Raw genomic sequence first — 15,684 nt, 5'->3', positions numbered from 1 at the left:
TTATTAGATCTTGATGCTATCAAAATCATGTAGCATTGACCAACATAATGAGTTTTGGACTGACCCCACAACAGTAGACATTTCCTGTCCTCACGACGAGGCCTGTTCAAAGGCCTCCGGACTGACGCCGCCGAGGTGGCTGTGACGCCGGGCCCGGTTGTAGAAGACTTCAATGTAATCGAAGATATCGGCCCGGGCCAGATCCCGGGTTTTATAGATACGTTTTCTGATCCGTTCTTTTTTCAGCGAACTGAAGAACGATTCGGCCACCGCATTATCCCAGCAGTTGCCACGCCGGCTCATGCTCGGTGCCAGGTTATTGGCCCGGCAGAAGCGCTGCCAGTCGTCACTGCCGTACTGGCTGCCCTGATCGCTATGTACGATAACCTCGCCGTCCGGTTTTCGACGCCACACGGCCATCATCAGAGCGTCCAGCGCGAGTTCGCGAGAGAGAGTGGGCTTCATCGACCAGCCAACCACGTTACGGGCGAAGAGATCGATAACCACCGCCAGATACAGCCAGCCCTGCCAGGTGCGGATATAAGTAATATCGGTGACCCAGACCTGATTGGCCCGGACAGCGGTAAACTGCCGCTGCACACGATTAGGCGCAACCACTGAAGGTCGGCCAGCGATACGACGCGGAGCTTTATAGCCGCGCACGGCTTTAATCCGGTTCAGTTGCATAATACGGCCCACCCGGTTTTTGCCGCAGGTTTCACCGATCTCATTCAGATCGCCATGAACCCGACGATAGCCATAGACGCCACCGCTCAGGGAATATTAATCACGGATGAGCGTCAGCAGACGCTGGTTATCTTTATCCCGCGCAGAGACCGGATTATGCAGCCACGCATAAAACCCGGCCCGGGCAACGCACAACACCCGACACATCGTCATGACACCCCATACAGTGCTGTGCTCATTGATAAAGCGGTACTTCAGTCGGGCTCCCTTGCAAAGTACCGCGCGGCCTTTTTCAGAATATCCCGTTCTTCCTCAGTGCGCTTCAGCTGTGCCCTGAGCTTCAGGATCTCGCTTTTAGCTTCCAGTAAATCCCGGGCATGCTGTTCGCTGTTATCAGGCTTGATAGCCCGTAGCCACTTGTAGAGGCTGTGCGCAGAAACGCCCAGACGGTCGGATACTTCAGCAACAGAATAACCGCGCTCCGTTATCTGACGGACGGCTTCTTCCTTAAATTCAGGTGTAAATCGTGGTGTGCCCATACGCTCCTCCTATACTCAAACTATAGGGCAGGATCGTCTACCGGGGTGGGGTCAGTCCAACTATAGGGCAGGATCGTCTACCGGGGTGGGGTCAGTCCAACTATAGGGCAGGATCGTCTACCGGGGTGGGGTCAGTCCACACTGCTGAATTGTGATGTGCTAAAGCAGGAACCCCCTCTTTGCCAGCAACTCTTGCTCGCCTTATGTCTTTTCGCTGCGAAAAACGGTGACCATGAACTGGTCTCTCAATGTGAGCATGAGTTGGAGCTGATCAGGGAGTTCGCACTAACAAAGTAATGCCGTTGATAGATAAACAGAGGTAACGTTTCAATTAAGTTGTCACTACCATTTAGGGAAAGCTCCATATCAAGGAGCTTTCTTGTACCAGAATTAAGCTTAATTCAGCATTTTATCCAGTAGCTATATGTCAAAAATTCTTTTATTTCGGTTGATTACGATAATGAAATCATAAATAAATCCGGCCCTGGCATACCATGTATGAACCGATAAAATATATTTTATATAGCGTCTATATATTCACAACTATTGATAATCCGGTGAAGTAAAAAAGGAAACAAGAAGATTTTCAGCTATTTTCCATAAGGCCTGTAGATACGGAGGTTCGAATCAAAATGATGTTGGAAAAGTATTATGTTACATGTTTTATCAGTAAGGTTAATTGCAGCACAATTGCTTTTAAAAACCACAGATGGAACAATTTTACAAGTGAACGTATACGTTCACTGCCTGTGTCTTTGTGCTTCTTAAATTTTAATGTGAGAATTTTATTCTGCATTTGTGTCTTAATATAGCGTGTAGTTATTAATTATTTTTTTTTATTGGTTTTTTTTCTTGATTATCATAAGTTAATATGGCTAACATTAAAAGGTAATGTTCTCGAATATAGGCTTGATAAATAGGCTGAATATACGAGGTGAATATTCATTTCATCAAAGGAATGGTTCTTGGCAGAAATGCAGTATCCCTTACCTTCATTAGATGATGATGCAATATTTAGTTAATGGTTTCATATATGTATCGCTGATAAGGATTATTCAAGAAACTTAAGAAATATAAGTATTTATTTGTCAATATCTCCAACTTCCGCTCCTGGCACTCAGCAGACATTCATAGCATTTACATGCTATACACAGAAAGATTTTTGAAGGACATGAAGTAAGAAGTGGGCCTGCAAGATCTGCTACGAGTGATCAAAAAACCGAAAACTATGGGCATCTGGTATTCACTATTTGCATATACTATAGGTTGAATTGTAGGTTTGAATTAAAAATCAATAAATATCTATATTAATCAAATATAAAACACCAATGCATCATTGGGGTATGGGCGTCGAAATTCTCTAGTGTACTCATCAGTTTATGATGTCCATTTTCTTAAATTTTAATGAGTTAGTGATGTTTGTTGTTCTCATTGAGTTTCACGTCTCATTGATTTTTATGAATGCCGGGGCATTTCATAAATGCGCAGATTGCATGATAACGGAGTCTGTGAGGGAGGAAAACCAGAGGGAAGGCCGCTGTTGTTTAAAACGAGAGAAATGATGAGGTCTGGTGACAAAGCTAAGGCTATCTGTTCTTTGCTATAACGGGTCTTTTTCATGGCGAGATGCCTCTCTGTAAGATGGAAGAGAGGGTGGCGATTTCAGTTTAGACTGGCACTGTTTCCATGGAGAAGCGCATTCCCTCAGTTCGGTGATAGCCGGGTCAGCATCAGAATAAAGGGAATGGTCACCGCTGCCAGCACCGTTTGCACGGAAATAATCCCAGCGGAAAGCCGATGATCACCACCGAGAAGTTTAGTCATAATATAGGCAGAAGGCGTACAAGGCAGGGCATTAAATAAGACGACGGTGGCCAGTACCGGCCCTGAAATGCCCAATTCAACGCCAATAAAGAGTGTGATAACCGGCACCAGTAATAGTTTCACAAATGACGACTGTAATACTGGCCCGTGCGCCGAGCGTGCGGCTTGCAGATCGAGCCCCGCGCCTACCGCCAGTAAGCCCAGAGGCAGCGACGCGCCGCCGAGAATATGCAGAATATTGCCGATCACATCAGGAAGTTTGAGCGTACTGACATTAAACGCCAGCCCTGCAACCACTGAGATAATCACCGGATTACGTACCAATGCTCTGACAATCTGCCCTACGCCTGGCCTTTTCCCCTGCCCATAATGCATCAAGATAATGATAGAAGCGACATTCAGCAGGGGAATAGCCACGGCGATACTGATAGATGTGACCGTCAACCCGGTACTGCCGTAAGTGGACGCAGCCGCTGCAACACCAATATAGGTGTTAGGGCGTAGCGCACCCTGAATGACGGAAGAAAAGACGGTTCCCGACTGGCTTCGCCATATCCGCCACAACCAGAGTGAAATTGCGGCAATCACCACTGCGCCCAGAATCGACCACGCTATTGGCCTGACCGGAAAATCATTCAGGCTCGCCGTCGCCACCTGAGAAAACATCAGCGCCGGAAACAGCCAGAAATAATTAAGCTTTTCGCAAGGCAACCAGAACTGATGATCAAGCAGGTTTTTGGCCCGCAGTACAAATCCCATGACGATCAGGAACATCACCGGAGCAAGCGAATACAACGTTGTCATCATTTCTCAAATGTATCCTTCCGTTAGTACCGCCAGACCGTAAACGGCGCTAACAAGTAAAACTGCCATGTTCATACTCCCTGTAAATGGATATGTGTTTTATGACAGTTTTTTGACACTCTTTTAAATGATAATTTTTACTTTTATATATCATTTAATTATTTATAAGAGTTTATATTATATTGTTTCTTGCCCGCACCTTCATGACTGCTTTTCCTGACGCCAATAATTAGAATTCAGAAATAAAGCTAATTTGGAGCGTGGTAAATAACCATTTTGTCCAAGGCTGATATGAAGGTAATTTATTGGGAAGTTTTTTATTTCTGATTCTGGTCAAGAGAACATGAGAGTCAAAACCCTATTTTATGGCCAGGTTAATTATTGCCTCATTTGAATTTATGAGCTTGTCAGTGATTAAAATGCGTTTCTTCTCTTTGATAAAATGACCAGATTTTCTTGAATATTGCCCCAGTTTGCTATCTGTTGGGTGATAAGAACAGTATCGGCTTCATCTGTAACTTTCCCTGCAAAAGGAGTTATTTTCTTTTAGAAATCTTCCGACATAGTGGTTATTTCCTCGGAGGAGATAGCCATGCGTAAAGCCCGATTTACCGAACATGAGATCATTGCCGTTCTGAGGTGCGTCGAGGTCAGCTATTACAACTGGAAAGTAAAGTACGGCGCTATGCAAGCCACTGATATCAAATAGATAAAAGATCGGAAGGATGAAAACCGTCGCCTCAAAACTAACATTGCTGTGTATTAATTAACGGGGCGGATCAACGCGAATACCAAACGCGCTTTGCCCGCACCCGCCCGCTGGGTAACGATGGTGATTTTCACCCTGCCAGGAGTCGACATCAGGGCGATAACAGCGCTGACAGCCGTTTCACCGCCGCATGTGCTTCTTGCGCACTGGTAAAATTGGTAAATCCCATCAATAGCCCGTTTTGCGGCGGGGTGCCTGCATCCCATTCACTGAGCGCCTTGACGCCCAGCCCTGCCGCCAGCGCCGCCGTTGCCAGTGCTTTATCGGATTGATGTTCATTCAGGTAAGCCAGAACCTGTATTCCCCCGGCCTGTGGCTGGATATGCAGAGATGAGCCGAAAACACGTTCAAGTGCCTCTACAAGATAACCGCGCCTGATGGCGTACAACTGACGCATTTTGCGCAAATGGCGGGCAAAATGCCCCTGTTGCATAAACGCTGCCACCATCGCTTGCGGCAGAATCGATCCCGGCCCTGGCCAGTGATTAACGGCCTCGTCAAAGGTCAATTGCAAAGAGGGGGGCACCACCACGTAGGCCAGACGTAAGCCGGGAAAAAGAACCTTACTAAAGGTGCCGGTATAAAGCACACGTTGCTCATGGTCGAGGCTTTTCAGGGCCGGGAGTGGGTGGCCGTGGTAGCGGAACTCACTGTCGTAGTCATCCTCTATGATCCAGGCGTCTTTTTGGTTCGCCCACGCCAGCAATGCCAGGCGTCGGGGTAAGGACAGCGCGACGCCTGTGGGGCTTTGGTGAGAAGGGGTAACGACAGCAAAACGGGCGTTCGGTGCCAGTTGCTCCCCGGTGGCAACCTGTATCCCCTCTTTATCTACCGGAACGGGTGTCAGTGTCATGCCCATTTGCTGCAAAAAATATCTGCCGGGAAAATAGCCGGGGTTTTCATACCAGCCTTCGTCACCGCTCCGTAAAACGGTGCGACACAGCAGTTCAAGCGCCCCCTGATAGCCGATGGTAATAAAGACCTGCTCCGGCGTGCAGGCGATACCGCGAGAGATGCCCAGGTAGGTGGCGATGGCTTCCCGAAGCGGCGCGTATCCGGCCGGATCGGGCTGAGTCATCACCGTTGACTCAATCAGGCGCAGTGTTTGTGCTGACAGGCGAGACCATATTTTCCGTGGGAACGCGTCCAGCGCCGGAACACCTGGCTGAAACGGTAAAATATTCCCCGTCAGGCGCGTCTGATACGCCTGTGCCTCAGAGGTTTTGCGTCCCCGCGGCGGACTTCCGGCGTTCGGCAGCCTCGCCAGTTGGGGGGAAACCTGGGTACCTGCCGCTCCCTTCGTCACAAGATAGCCTTCGCTCACCAGCATCTGATAAGCCATTTCCACCGTTCCCCGCGCCACGTGAAGCTCGCTGGCGAGATTACGTATTGATGGCACACGTTCCCCTGGACGTAACCGACCGGCAGTGATGGCGTCGCGATATCGCTGATAAAGCTGCAAATAGAGCGGTGTGTCCGGCTGCCAGGTGGCTTCAGGCATCAGTGCTTTCACGGTCTTTGTCCTGGTCATTTAGATAATTCTTGTCACTGTAGCATAGGTCATTGCGGCGATATATTGCAGCCATCAGACAGGAGAAACGTATGGCGACATTTGAAGTACATAAGGTGGAAAGTGAACGGGCGCTCCATGCCGCGTACCTGGTGATGCGGGAGTTGCGACCACACCTGACCGATGCAGAGAACTTTATCACTCGCGTTCATCGCCAGGCTGAGAAGGGGTATTGCCTGCTGGGCGTCTGGCAGGAGCAAGAGCTACTGGCTCTGGCGGGCTACCGGATCTCTGAAAATTTGCTGTACGGGCGTTTTCTGTATGTGGATGACCTTGTGACAGCGCCCCATGCCCGCAGCCTCGGTCTGGGCGCGATATTAATCGATGCTCTGCGTGAAGAGGCGCGCGCTCAGACTTGTACTCACCTGGTGCTGGATACCGGTTTAGGTAATGCGCTGGGCCAACGTTTCTACTATCGACAAGGCTTGCTGGCGGTAGGTATGCACTTTCGCCAGTCCTTAATATGACGTTTTTTTAATAACCGGAGATAACCTGATGAGCACCCCACAACGTTTACCCTATTACACCCTTTCCGCGGAAGCGTATAACGGCTTTACTGCGACCAAAAAGGCGCTCAGTAAGAGCAGCCTCGGGAAAGCGCTGATTGAGTTAGTCTGGCTGCGCATCTCGCAGATTAACGGCTGCGCATTTTGTCTTGAGATGCACGCCAAAGCCCTGCGTGCCGACGGTGAAAGCGCTGCGCGACTGGACAGCCTGGCAGGCTGGCGGGTCAGCGAATTATTTAGTGAACGTGAACGTGCTGCCCTCGCATGGACGGAGTCGCTGACGCATGTCGATAAAACGCATGCTCCTGACGAAGACTATACCCCTCTGGCGGCCCATTTCAGCGAAGCTGAAATTTCCGATCTGACCTTTGCGATTGCACTGATGAGCGCATTTAACCGCCTGGCGATCGGCATGCGTCAGTAATTCGTATGTCCGGCTCAGGGACGTGCCGGAATGCGTACTCTGCATCTCAAATACAGCCCCCGACTCCCTGAGTCCGCTATTTTCGCCTGGCCAATCTCCCGGATACCTGTTGTTCTCCTTTGAAAATCATATCTGCGATATGAAGCGGTTCCAGCCGCAAGCATGATCGCGTTGAGATGCTTGTTGCACGGCCATGTTGAGTGGCTTATGATTGCAATTGCAACGATTGTATTTGCAATACAATCACACAATAAGGATAAACATGACACAGGTAACCCGCGACCTCGCTTTTTATACGGCGGATACGCCAAACGGGCAAAAAGTCAGCATTTTTCTGAAAGAAGCCGGCCTGGCGTATGAGCAGTTCGATCTTGATCTTGGCAAGGGGGATCAGCATCAACCCGATTTCCTTAAGATCAACCCGAATGGCAAGATCCCCGCGATTGTTGATCGGCAAACCGGCCTGCGCATTTTTGAGTCGGGTGCCATCCTTTCCTGGCTCTCATCGAAAACGGGGTGTTTGCTGCCCGCGACAGAAGCGGAAAACATTGCCGTGCAGCAGTGGCTATTTTTCCAGGTCGGCAGTATCGGCCCAATGCTGGGGCAGTTGTGGTGGTTTTTGCATGGCGCCAAAACGGTCAATGACGAGGCAATAGCGCGATACCAGGCGCAATCACTGCGCCTGTACCAGGTTGTGGATACGCGGCTCAGTGAGTCTGCTTTCCTCGCTGGTGAAAACTACAGCATTGCTGATATTGCCGCATTCACCTGGCTGCGAACCTGGGACGAGCTGAGGCTGAACATTACGCCTTACCCGCACCTCAAGCGGTGGCTTCATGTGATCGCCGCGCGACCGGCAGTACAAGCGGGACTTCATGCGAGTAAGCCGACTTCCAGAGCAACGAGGCAACGATCAACCTCCAGTGAGGAGTAAGTCTATGGCGTGGACCTATTTGTTTCTTGCCGCAGCCCTTGAGATCGTGATGGGCGTTTCCCTCAAATTAAACGCGGGGTGGACCCGGCTCGGGGCAAGTATCATCGCCGTTATGGCTGGGCTGGGCAGTATTTACTTGCTTGCATTGGCGCTGCGTTCCCTGCCTGTTGGAATGGCTTATGCCATGTGGACCGGCACAGGAACGATTGGGCTGGTGCTGGCGGGTATGCTGATTTTTCAGGATGAGATGAGCTGGCCCCGGATGTGTTTTATGGGGCTGGCTTTTATTGGCATTATCGGATTACGTTTCTGCGAAACAACGGGGTAAGCACATCATTGGCCCGGCTGGCGGTAGTGCCTCTACGTTAATGACACAGTGGCTTAACAGGCCGCTGTGCTAAAACAGAGAATAGAGGCAGGAGCATTTACCCCTTATTTTATCGGTAATAACGCAGATCTTATCTTCCCCTGGCTTTTTCACCGGTCAGCGTTAACACCGTACTTGTGATAATGGCGACGACTTTACCGTCCTCGCGCGCTATTTCGCACCGGTAGTGGCTGATCATTTTACCGCGATGTTCCACCCTGGCGGTAGCCAACAAACGTGAACGCCATACGGGGCGCAGGAACGTGGTTTTAATGTCGATGCTGGTAAAACTTTCATCCTTTTTCATTAAGGTAGAATGCGCCGTTCCAATCGCCGCGTCCGCCAGTTCGCATAATAGCCCGCCGTGGACGGTACCTTGCTGATTTCCGTGAAGTGCCGGATCGGCATCAAGCGCAAGGGTCGCTGTCGCTTCCCCGACATCCACAATACTGAAACCAAGTAGTCGTGAGATGGCAGTGGGATAATTCATATGTGTTGTCATTGTCTCGTCCAGTGTTCCTTGCAACTGGCGCTGCAAAAACTCCAGAACGGGGATATAAACAGGCTTTTCTTTCATCATAACCCTCTGTACGGATAAAGACCGCCGCTATGGAAATAACGCAGGACATTTGTCATTTCCCGGAATAACCAGAAACGCCCGATGGGTATTATGTTGATGGAAATTTTCGGGAATAAATTAATATTCTCTCTCAACACTATGCCCGTTATCTGCAAACCGATTTGCCTCCGTATCCCTGGAGGCTTATAAAAACTATTGCAACAGCCCAGGCTTTCTACCGGGAATGATTTCTACTTTCGCACCGCGACTATCATTTCCAGCTCAACAGGCGCGCCCCGAGGGAGTTCAGCGACACCTACCGAGGTTCGGGTATGGGAGCCCCTTGCCCCAAGCCTTGCGACGAGTTGATCGGAAGCTCCGTTCATCACCTGGCTTTGCTGGGTAAAACCAGGCGCAGAAGCAATATACCCAACCACTTTAAGCACCTGGATAATATTCTCCTCACCGCCTGCGGCCTCACTCACTGCCGCAATACAGAGGTCTGCACAAAAAGCAGCAGCCTGTTGGGCATCAGGGAGATCAATGTCCATTCCCACTTTTCCTGAATAAAGTAGAGTTTCACCTTTACGCGGAAGCTGCCCGCTCACATAAGCCAGCCCGTCATGGATAATAACGGGTACATAATTCCCACCCGGCTTATTCGTTATATGTTCAGTCATCATCTCACCTGTATTTACCGTTGCTGCATCCAAAAAAACGTATTCACGCACGGGTCAGAATACACGCTGACAACCCTGTTTGAGCGGGAATTATTTTCATATTCCAGGCTTGATGATTTGCCCTGGGAAATCCTCACTCAGGTATCACAAGGGGACCACAATGGCTGTCGGTAATGAATGCGGCCAGCAATTCGGCGGGTTCACTCTTACAGACGTTTTCGGCAAAAAGGTGTAACGCGCCTGGCGGTTCGAACCATGTCTGAGCGGGTGAACGCCTTCATGCCAAAGGCATACGGGCGTTATTCTGTGGCGCTGTTAACGCAGCGCCTTTTGTGCGCGGGCCGCAGCAGCGACCTGGTCCAGCGCGGCAGAAAAGGTGCTCTGCTCATCGGTACTGAACTGGTTCAGAAAAAGTTCTGCCACCGCACTTTCATAGACTTTCCACATCTTCTTGCGTAGCGCACGCCCTTCCTTAGTGATGGTGGCATACGCCGCACGACCGTCATCGGGCGAACGGGTGCGCTCGACCAGCCCTTCCTGTTCCAGGCGGTCTACCAGACGCGTGAGATTGTAGCGCTCTATCGCCAGCGCATCGGCCAGTTCATGCATCCGACGGGTGCCGCCTTGCCCACTTTCCAGCCCCCAAAGTACGTCGTACCAGGCATAGGCGGGCAGTTTCGCGGCTGCCAGACGGCTCTCCACTTCACGAATCATCAAGCGATGAGCGCGTACAAACGAAAACCAGAGATCCGTTTGATTCTTCTCCATGGCGGGCTCCTTTCATTTTTTTTAGTTGCAATTGCAATTATACCTGACTTAGCATTGCGAACGCGAGGATTGCATTTGCAATTCATAATTCGGGCGAGATGGCCTCTCTTCCTACCCACACCCCCGTTTGATGCCCGACTTCTGGCAATTCCCGACGGTATCGATGGGGCCTGGCCCGTTGACTGCGGTCTATCAGGCCCGGTTTATGCGCTATCTCGAGTATCGTGGAATGCTGGAACATCAGGGGCGCAAAGTGTGGGCGTTTCTGGGCGATGGCGAAATGGATCAGCCTGAATCGCTGGCAGCTATCTCGGTTGCAGGGCGAGAAAGGCTTGACAACGTCATCTTATTGACCATGGCGACCCGCTAACGCTACTGGCTGATTGCAGGCTCGATGCATCGGGTATCGCTACAGCGATTCGAACGCGTTTTCAGCTCCCCTTACCTGAAACACAATGAAGCCCTTAACCACCCCAGCGCCCGCAGTCCGGGGAGGGTTAAACGCTAAGCGGTGCAATAGCGCTTGACAGTATTTCAGTAATCGGTAATCTCATTTATGGGAATAAATTCTCACATAAGAGATGTGTCATGAACAATGAAGATTACAGAGCACGATTAGCCGCACGCCTGGCGGCGCTGCGCTTACAACATAACTGGTCGCTTGAGGAGCTTTCCGCTGCGTCAGGCATCAGCAGGGCATCTTTGTCACGCATTGAACGCAGTGAAGTCAGCCCGACAGCAGAGGTCCTCAACCAACTCTGTATTGTATACGGAATGACGATGTCCCGGCTTATTAGCGAGGTTGAACAGGCTGCGGATAATCTGTTCCGGGTTGACCAACAAACCCTGTGGCAGGATGAGCTTAATGGGTTTGAGCGACGCATGTTAATACCTCCTTCGAATCAATTCAGATGCGAGGTGATTGAAGGAAAATTACGTCCTGGTGCTTTCATTGAATATTCCAACCCTCCCGTTCAGGGGCTTGAACAATATATATGGTTATCTTCCGGTGAATTAACCATTGCGATGAACAGTGAACACTGGACCTTGAAAGAAGGTGACAGTTTACGTTTTCATTTATCAGGCTCTTCATCTTTTAGCGCGCATGAAAGCCTCGGTGCCCATTACATTTTGGTGGTATGTAAATCATGATTGAATATGAAATTCTCAGTGCTACACAGGCGCATCAATGCTTACCGGAATTAGGTGACGTATTACAGGCTTGTGTAAAGGATGGGGCAAGCGTAGGTTTTACCGATCCCAATGATCGTCGGGCAATTGATAGCTTCTGGAAAGATAAAATTTATAGTCTTGCCAGTCTCGACTGTGAGTTATTTATCGCCCGCGATAACGGGTTTTTAGCCGCAACCGTTTTCATTAATTATTGCCGAACGCCTAATGGGCGTCATCGTGCTGAAATATCCAAACTGCTCGTTCACCCGCAGGCGCGTCGTCAGGGGATTGCCAGAGAGTTAATGAATAGGGCAGAGGCTATGGCCTGGGAAAAAGAGATTTCATTGCTTGTTCTTGATACACGCAGTGGCGATGTCGCCAGCGATTTATATCTTTCCCTGGGCTGGCAGATTGCCGGGACAATCCCCTGTTACGCAAGGTCTATCGATAATACGCTTCAGACGACAACGTTTATGTACAAAATTAATAATCCAACGCACTGATTACCGCTAAAAATAAAAGCCGTGGGCAATGATACTGTCTGTATCAGCAGGCGGGCATCATTGCTCGCTCGCGGAATGCCTTGCGCCATTGCGTTGGCGTCGTTTTAAATCGCCGTCTGAAATGATGGCGCAGCGTTTCAGGTGAGCCGAACCCGGCCTGCTCTGCAACATGATCGATGCTTAACCTTTCGCTTTCCAGAAGAGTACAGGCTTTTTCAAGGCGAACGTTGAGCATCCACTCTCCCGGTGAGGTACCGGTGGCGTCATAAAATCGACGTATAAAGGTTCGACGGCTCATCCCCACTTTGCGAGCCAGTTGTTCAATTACCATGGGCGTATTGAGGTGATTGCGCAAATCGTCCAACAATGGCGCGAGGCTTTTGGCCTGACGTTGCGGGACGGGTTGTTGGATTAACTGCGCCTGGCTGCCTTCCCGCAGGGGCGGGGTAATCATTCGGCGCGCACAGCGATTGGCGACTTCAATACCGTAATCGCGCCGGATAAGGTGCAGGCATAAATCGACACCCGCAGCGCCGCCCGCCGAGGTGACGATATTGCCTTCATCAACGTAGATCATGCTATGTTCCACCTGCACCTCAGGAAACCTCTGTGCAAGAATTTCTGTGCTGTTCCAGTGGGCAGTCGCGCGTTTGCCGTTCAGTAATCCCGTCTCTGCGAGTATAAAACTCCCGGCACAAATCGCGACAAGCCGTGTGCCTTTCTGGTAGGCCTTTTGTAATGCCGCGATAAGCTTTTCCGGGGCCGATTCATAGACGTTGCGCCAGCCGGGAATGACAATGGTTCCGGCATCTTCCAGTAGTTCCAGTCCGCCATCAACCACCATTAGAACACCCCCCTGTGCGCCAAAAGCACCGTCTTCTAACGACGCCACGCGCAGATCATAAAGCGGTTGACCCAGCACCTCATCAACGCGTCCAAACGCTTCGGCGGCAATACCAAATTCAAACGTGCAGAGGCATTCATATGCCAGCAGCACCATGCGCCGGTTTTTAAGCGTAAAAGAAGGGCGGTGAAGGGGGGAGGCGATCTGCATAGAAACCTTGTTGTTGAAAATGGCACGATCTTGACGATAACTGACACGGACATGGATTTCTACTGCCACGTAAATCTTTCATGCTGGCGCCCTGTTAACGTTTCACAGGAACTGAGTATGAAGAACATATTAGCGCTGATGGCGGTGTGTCTGGCCGCATTAATGTCGGGACTGGAAATATCCAGTGTTCCGGTTATTTTGCCGGTGCTGGAAAAGCAGATGCAGGCCAATTTTCGCGAGCTGCAGTGGATCATGAATGCCTATACCCTCTCATGCACGGCGGTATTAATGGCGACCGGCACATTAGCGGATAGATATGGGCGTAAACGCATTTTTATTATCAGCATCATTGGCTTTGGCCTGACCTCGGTAATATGCGGCATGGCTGAAAGCGCATTCTGGCTTATCGTTGGGCGTTTCTTGCAAGGATTAAGCGGCGGCGCGATGTTAACCAGCCTGATCGCCATACTGTCGTTCCAGTTTCCACAAGGAAAAGCACGTAGCCGGGCGTTTGCCGCTTGGGGGATCACCTTTGGATTTGGGCTTGGATTCGGCCCCATTATTGGCGGGATGTTAGTGGCGTGGTTTAGCTGGCAATGGGTATTTTTGGTGCATGGCGTTATTGCTTTACTCACCCTGGTTCTGGCGCTGAACAACGTCGTGGAATCACGTGATAACACGACAAAAAAACTCGATGTTGCTGGTTTAATGACCCTGACGATGAGCGTTGTTGGCGTCACCTGGCTTATTACTCAGGGCGGGAGTATCGGCTGGAGTAGCCTGGAAGTGCGATTAATTTTTCTTGCCACCTTAATCAGTTCTGCACTCTTTGTCATTATTGAGACACGGCATTCACACCCCATGTTTGATTTCTCTGTGTTTCGCATAAGGCCTTTTTCCGGTGCGCTTATGGGGGCGATTGGCATGAATTTCAGCTTCTGGCCGCTGATGATTTATCTGCCGGTTTATTATCAAAGTGGGCTTGGGTACAGCAGTATGGCGACCGGTATGGCGCTTCTGGCCTACACGCTGCCGACATTATTAATGCCGCCATTGGGGGAAAAATTAGCGCTGCGATTCAACGCTTCGCGCGTCATTCCGCTGGGGCTATTTTGTATAGGCCTGGGTTTTGCGCTGATGGCGCTGGCAGTCACATATCAGCTCAGTTTGCTGCCTGGAGCGCTGCTCTCAGGGATCGCTTTGGGATTGACCAATACGCCTGTCACTAACGCTACCACGGGATCCGTCGAGCCTGACCGCGTTGGAATGGCATCCGGGATTGATATCAGCGCGCGCTTCATCACGCTTTCCATCAATATTGCCCTCATGGGGAGTCTACTGGTCTCGGGGATAGCCGAAAGTTTGCAAAACCATATGAACACCGTGAGCGACAAGTCTGTACTGGCAGAACGCATAGCCGGTGGGGCTGAGGTTTCGCTGAGCCGCGATATCATTACAGCAGTGCTTACCGAAGGCTTTTCCGGTGTGCTGATATACGGGGCCGTGGGGGTAGGTTGCCTGTCTCTGGCAAGCTATTTACTGTTTAACCTGAAAACGAAGGCGGCGTGCGGACGAGTAACCTCATGCCCTGATTAAGCAAGTGTAGCCCCGGATAAGGTGCCTGCACCGCCATCCGGGAAAACCATGATGGCAATACCGTAACAGGCGAAACTGACACTGCCCGCTTATTCCTCCTTTAGCGACTACCGTCTATCCGCGCGGGTGGAGGGTTGGCAGTAATTTTAATGTAATGTTTCACGGCCACAGAACGCGAAACACCACGTGGATCGCCGGTAAAAGGCACTTTCACAAAGGGTGACGGTGGGATTTCAATCCGCCATGTTGTCTCACCGATAAAGCTAAACTCAACGGCATTCGGCGCTATATGCAGGTCTGTAAACGATCCTGTCAGGTACGCGCCACCCAGCGTCAGTATCTCTTTCACCCCATCATCCAGATCAATCAGCGCAATATTAAGCATTTCCTCGAAGGGCGTATCATCAGTAAGGAATAACAACAGCCGTTTGTCATCCACCTGAACAGCAGCCTCCAGTATCTGAACCGGAACGGTAATACCTGTCCTGTTTTCAGCAATCAGCACCTCGTATTTACCCATCGCTGTCGTGGTGGGTTCTTCTCTGATTTGAAGCGTAACGTTATCGAGCTGCCTGAACATCATTAATCCTGGTATCCGCTTATTTCCCGTGCTGCTATTGTGCTGCCAGCATATACGCCTGTCACATCACTATACAAACCCGAAGCCGCATTGACATTACTGTGCGTCTGGAGATTCTCAACGCGTGGCAACGACACGACAGCTTAGAAATAAATACGACAGCGTCTCACCAGCTCCATTAACCAGGCTAAGTATTAATGTGTTGAACAATGAAGCACGATGGCAATATATCGCGAACGTTTCTGTGCATGAACGAAACCATGAATAAACGATGGCTGCGTACATCCTCTGTTCTCCTGGCCGGTCATTCAATTACGTTATTTCACTCGATGGCTAAGAGAATGCTT

General features: G+C 50.3%; 14 protein-coding genes and 2 pseudogenes. 8 read left to right on the top strand and 8 right to left on the bottom strand.

Annotated elements, in window-relative coordinates:
- Nucleotides 1-90: 90 nt before the first annotated feature.
- The 3 genes and pseudogenes from ABIB59_RS11775 to pdxR all read right to left on the bottom strand — a co-directional run bounded on the left by ABIB59_RS11775 (nucleotide 91) and on the right by pdxR (nucleotide 6,154).
- Nucleotides 91-1,226: pseudogene (locus ABIB59_RS11775) on the bottom strand (IS3 family transposase).
- A gap of 1,704 nt (nucleotides 1,227-2,930) precedes the next feature.
- A complete protein-coding gene (locus ABIB59_RS11770; protein ID WP_110296193.1) occupies nucleotides 2,931-3,857 on the bottom strand; it encodes an AEC family transporter in 927 nt (308 codons plus the stop codon).
- A gap of 857 nt (nucleotides 3,858-4,714) precedes the next feature.
- Entirely contained in the window at nucleotides 4,715-6,154 is a 1,440-nt protein-coding gene (pdxR, locus tag ABIB59_RS11760; RefSeq protein ID WP_354035535.1) for a MocR-like pyridoxine biosynthesis transcription factor PdxR, read from the bottom strand.
- A 71-nt stretch (nucleotides 6,155-6,225) separates the two neighbouring features.
- Here pdxR and ABIB59_RS11755 point away from each other — a divergent pair, with 71 nt between their 5' ends.
- The 4 genes from ABIB59_RS11755 to ABIB59_RS11740 all read left to right on the top strand — a co-directional run bounded on the left by ABIB59_RS11755 (nucleotide 6,226) and on the right by ABIB59_RS11740 (nucleotide 8,385).
- A complete protein-coding gene (locus ABIB59_RS11755) occupies nucleotides 6,226-6,660 on the top strand; it encodes a GNAT family N-acetyltransferase (RefSeq protein WP_125123946.1) in 435 nt (144 codons plus the stop codon).
- A gap of 28 nt (nucleotides 6,661-6,688) precedes the next feature.
- A complete protein-coding gene (locus ABIB59_RS11750) occupies nucleotides 6,689-7,123 on the top strand; it encodes a carboxymuconolactone decarboxylase family protein (protein ID WP_039077671.1) in 435 nt (144 codons plus the stop codon).
- A gap of 262 nt (nucleotides 7,124-7,385) precedes the next feature.
- Nucleotides 7,386-8,057: a glutathione S-transferase family protein gene (locus tag ABIB59_RS11745; protein WP_354035532.1), complete on the top strand. Its 672-nt coding sequence runs from the start codon at nucleotides 7,386-7,388 to the stop codon at nucleotides 8,055-8,057.
- A gap of 4 nt (nucleotides 8,058-8,061) precedes the next feature.
- On the top strand, nucleotides 8,062-8,385 hold the full coding sequence (locus ABIB59_RS11740; protein WP_108700734.1) for a DMT family transporter: 324 nt from the start codon (nucleotides 8,062-8,064) through the stop codon (nucleotides 8,383-8,385).
- Between the two features lie 130 nt (nucleotides 8,386-8,515).
- Here the strand turns inward: ABIB59_RS11740 and ABIB59_RS11735 are convergent, their stop codons facing one another.
- The 3 genes from ABIB59_RS11735 to ABIB59_RS11725 form a co-directional block, all read right to left on the bottom strand.
- Entirely contained in the window at nucleotides 8,516-9,004 is a 489-nt protein-coding gene (locus ABIB59_RS11735; RefSeq protein WP_232034379.1) for a PaaI family thioesterase, read from the bottom strand.
- Nucleotides 9,005-9,234: 230 nt separating this feature from the next.
- On the bottom strand, nucleotides 9,235-9,663 hold the full coding sequence (locus ABIB59_RS11730; protein WP_132438716.1) for a RidA family protein: 429 nt from the start codon (nucleotides 9,661-9,663) through the stop codon (nucleotides 9,235-9,237).
- A 315-nt stretch (nucleotides 9,664-9,978) separates the two neighbouring features.
- The gene (locus ABIB59_RS11725) at nucleotides 9,979-10,431 is read right to left on the bottom strand and encodes a MarR family winged helix-turn-helix transcriptional regulator (protein ID WP_125123948.1); all 453 of its coding nucleotides are present in this window, start codon (nucleotides 10,429-10,431) and stop codon (nucleotides 9,979-9,981) included.
- A 97-nt stretch (nucleotides 10,432-10,528) separates the two neighbouring features.
- Between ABIB59_RS11725 and ABIB59_RS11720 the strand changes: the two are divergent.
- From ABIB59_RS11720 to ABIB59_RS11710, 3 genes and pseudogenes are all read left to right on the top strand, one after another.
- A pseudogene (locus ABIB59_RS11720) lies at nucleotides 10,529-10,783 on the top strand (hypothetical protein); the annotation flags it as partial.
- 236 nt (nucleotides 10,784-11,019) lie between these two features.
- Nucleotides 11,020-11,583: a helix-turn-helix domain-containing protein gene (locus tag ABIB59_RS11715; RefSeq protein WP_354035529.1), complete on the top strand. Its 564-nt coding sequence runs from the start codon at nucleotides 11,020-11,022 to the stop codon at nucleotides 11,581-11,583.
- Nucleotides 11,580-12,107, top strand: a complete 528-nt coding sequence (locus tag ABIB59_RS11710) for a GNAT family N-acetyltransferase (RefSeq protein ID WP_354035527.1) — start codon at nucleotides 11,580-11,582, stop codon at nucleotides 12,105-12,107. Before ABIB59_RS11715 ends, ABIB59_RS11710 begins: the two co-directional genes overlap by 4 nt.
- A 43-nt stretch (nucleotides 12,108-12,150) precedes the next feature.
- On the opposite strand, the gene ABIB59_RS11705 is transcribed toward ABIB59_RS11710, so the two are convergent.
- Nucleotides 12,151-13,161, bottom strand: a complete 1,011-nt coding sequence (locus ABIB59_RS11705) for a helix-turn-helix domain-containing protein (protein ID WP_354035898.1) — start codon at nucleotides 13,159-13,161, stop codon at nucleotides 12,151-12,153.
- 117 nt (nucleotides 13,162-13,278) lie between these two features.
- Here ABIB59_RS11705 and ABIB59_RS11700 point away from each other — a divergent pair, with 117 nt between their 5' ends.
- A complete protein-coding gene (locus ABIB59_RS11700; protein ID WP_079497788.1) occupies nucleotides 13,279-14,757 on the top strand; it encodes an MFS transporter in 1,479 nt (492 codons plus the stop codon).
- A gap of 100 nt (nucleotides 14,758-14,857) precedes the next feature.
- Here the strand turns inward: ABIB59_RS11700 and ABIB59_RS11695 are convergent, their stop codons facing one another.
- Nucleotides 14,858-15,340, bottom strand: a complete 483-nt coding sequence (locus tag ABIB59_RS11695; RefSeq protein WP_354035525.1) for a hypothetical protein — start codon at nucleotides 15,338-15,340, stop codon at nucleotides 14,858-14,860.
- Between the last annotated feature and the right edge of the window lie 344 nt (nucleotides 15,341-15,684).

The organism is Citrobacter sp. UYEF32 (genome assembly GCF_040546205.1).
GTDB lineage: Bacteria > Pseudomonadota > Gammaproteobacteria > Enterobacterales > Enterobacteriaceae > Phytobacter > Phytobacter diazotrophicus.
This window is presented reverse-complemented; position numbering and strand designations above follow the sequence as displayed.

Excerpts from the sequence above, each read along its gene's own strand:
- ABIB59_RS11770 (WP_110296193.1), bottom strand. The coding sequence starts at position 3,857 with ATGATGACAACGTTGTATTCGCTTGCTCCGGTGATGTTCCTGATCGTC.
- pdxR (WP_354035535.1), bottom strand. The coding sequence starts at position 6,154 with ATGACCAGGACAAAGACCGTGAAAGCACTGATGCCTGAAGCCACCTGG.
- ABIB59_RS11755 (WP_125123946.1), top strand. The coding sequence starts at position 6,226 with ATGGCGACATTTGAAGTACATAAGGTGGAAAGTGAACGGGCGCTCCAT.
- ABIB59_RS11750 (WP_039077671.1), top strand. The coding sequence starts at position 6,689 with ATGAGCACCCCACAACGTTTACCCTATTACACCCTTTCCGCGGAAGCG.
- ABIB59_RS11745 (WP_354035532.1), top strand. The coding sequence starts at position 7,386 with ATGACACAGGTAACCCGCGACCTCGCTTTTTATACGGCGGATACGCCA.
- ABIB59_RS11740 (WP_108700734.1), top strand. The coding sequence starts at position 8,062 with ATGGCGTGGACCTATTTGTTTCTTGCCGCAGCCCTTGAGATCGTGATG.
- ABIB59_RS11735 (WP_232034379.1), bottom strand. The coding sequence starts at position 9,004 with ATGATGAAAGAAAAGCCTGTTTATATCCCCGTTCTGGAGTTTTTGCAG.
- ABIB59_RS11730 (WP_132438716.1), bottom strand. The coding sequence starts at position 9,663 with ATGACTGAACATATAACGAATAAGCCGGGTGGGAATTATGTACCCGTT.
- ABIB59_RS11725 (WP_125123948.1), bottom strand. The coding sequence starts at position 10,431 with ATGGAGAAGAATCAAACGGATCTCTGGTTTTCGTTTGTACGCGCTCAT.
- ABIB59_RS11715 (WP_354035529.1), top strand. The coding sequence starts at position 11,020 with ATGAACAATGAAGATTACAGAGCACGATTAGCCGCACGCCTGGCGGCG.
- ABIB59_RS11710 (WP_354035527.1), top strand. The coding sequence starts at position 11,580 with ATGATTGAATATGAAATTCTCAGTGCTACACAGGCGCATCAATGCTTA.
- ABIB59_RS11705 (WP_354035898.1), bottom strand. The coding sequence starts at position 13,161 with ATGCAGATCGCCTCCCCCCTTCACCGCCCTTCTTTTACGCTTAAAAAC.
- ABIB59_RS11700 (WP_079497788.1), top strand. The coding sequence starts at position 13,279 with ATGAAGAACATATTAGCGCTGATGGCGGTGTGTCTGGCCGCATTAATG.
- ABIB59_RS11695 (WP_354035525.1), bottom strand. The coding sequence starts at position 15,340 with ATGATGTTCAGGCAGCTCGATAACGTTACGCTTCAAATCAGAGAAGAA.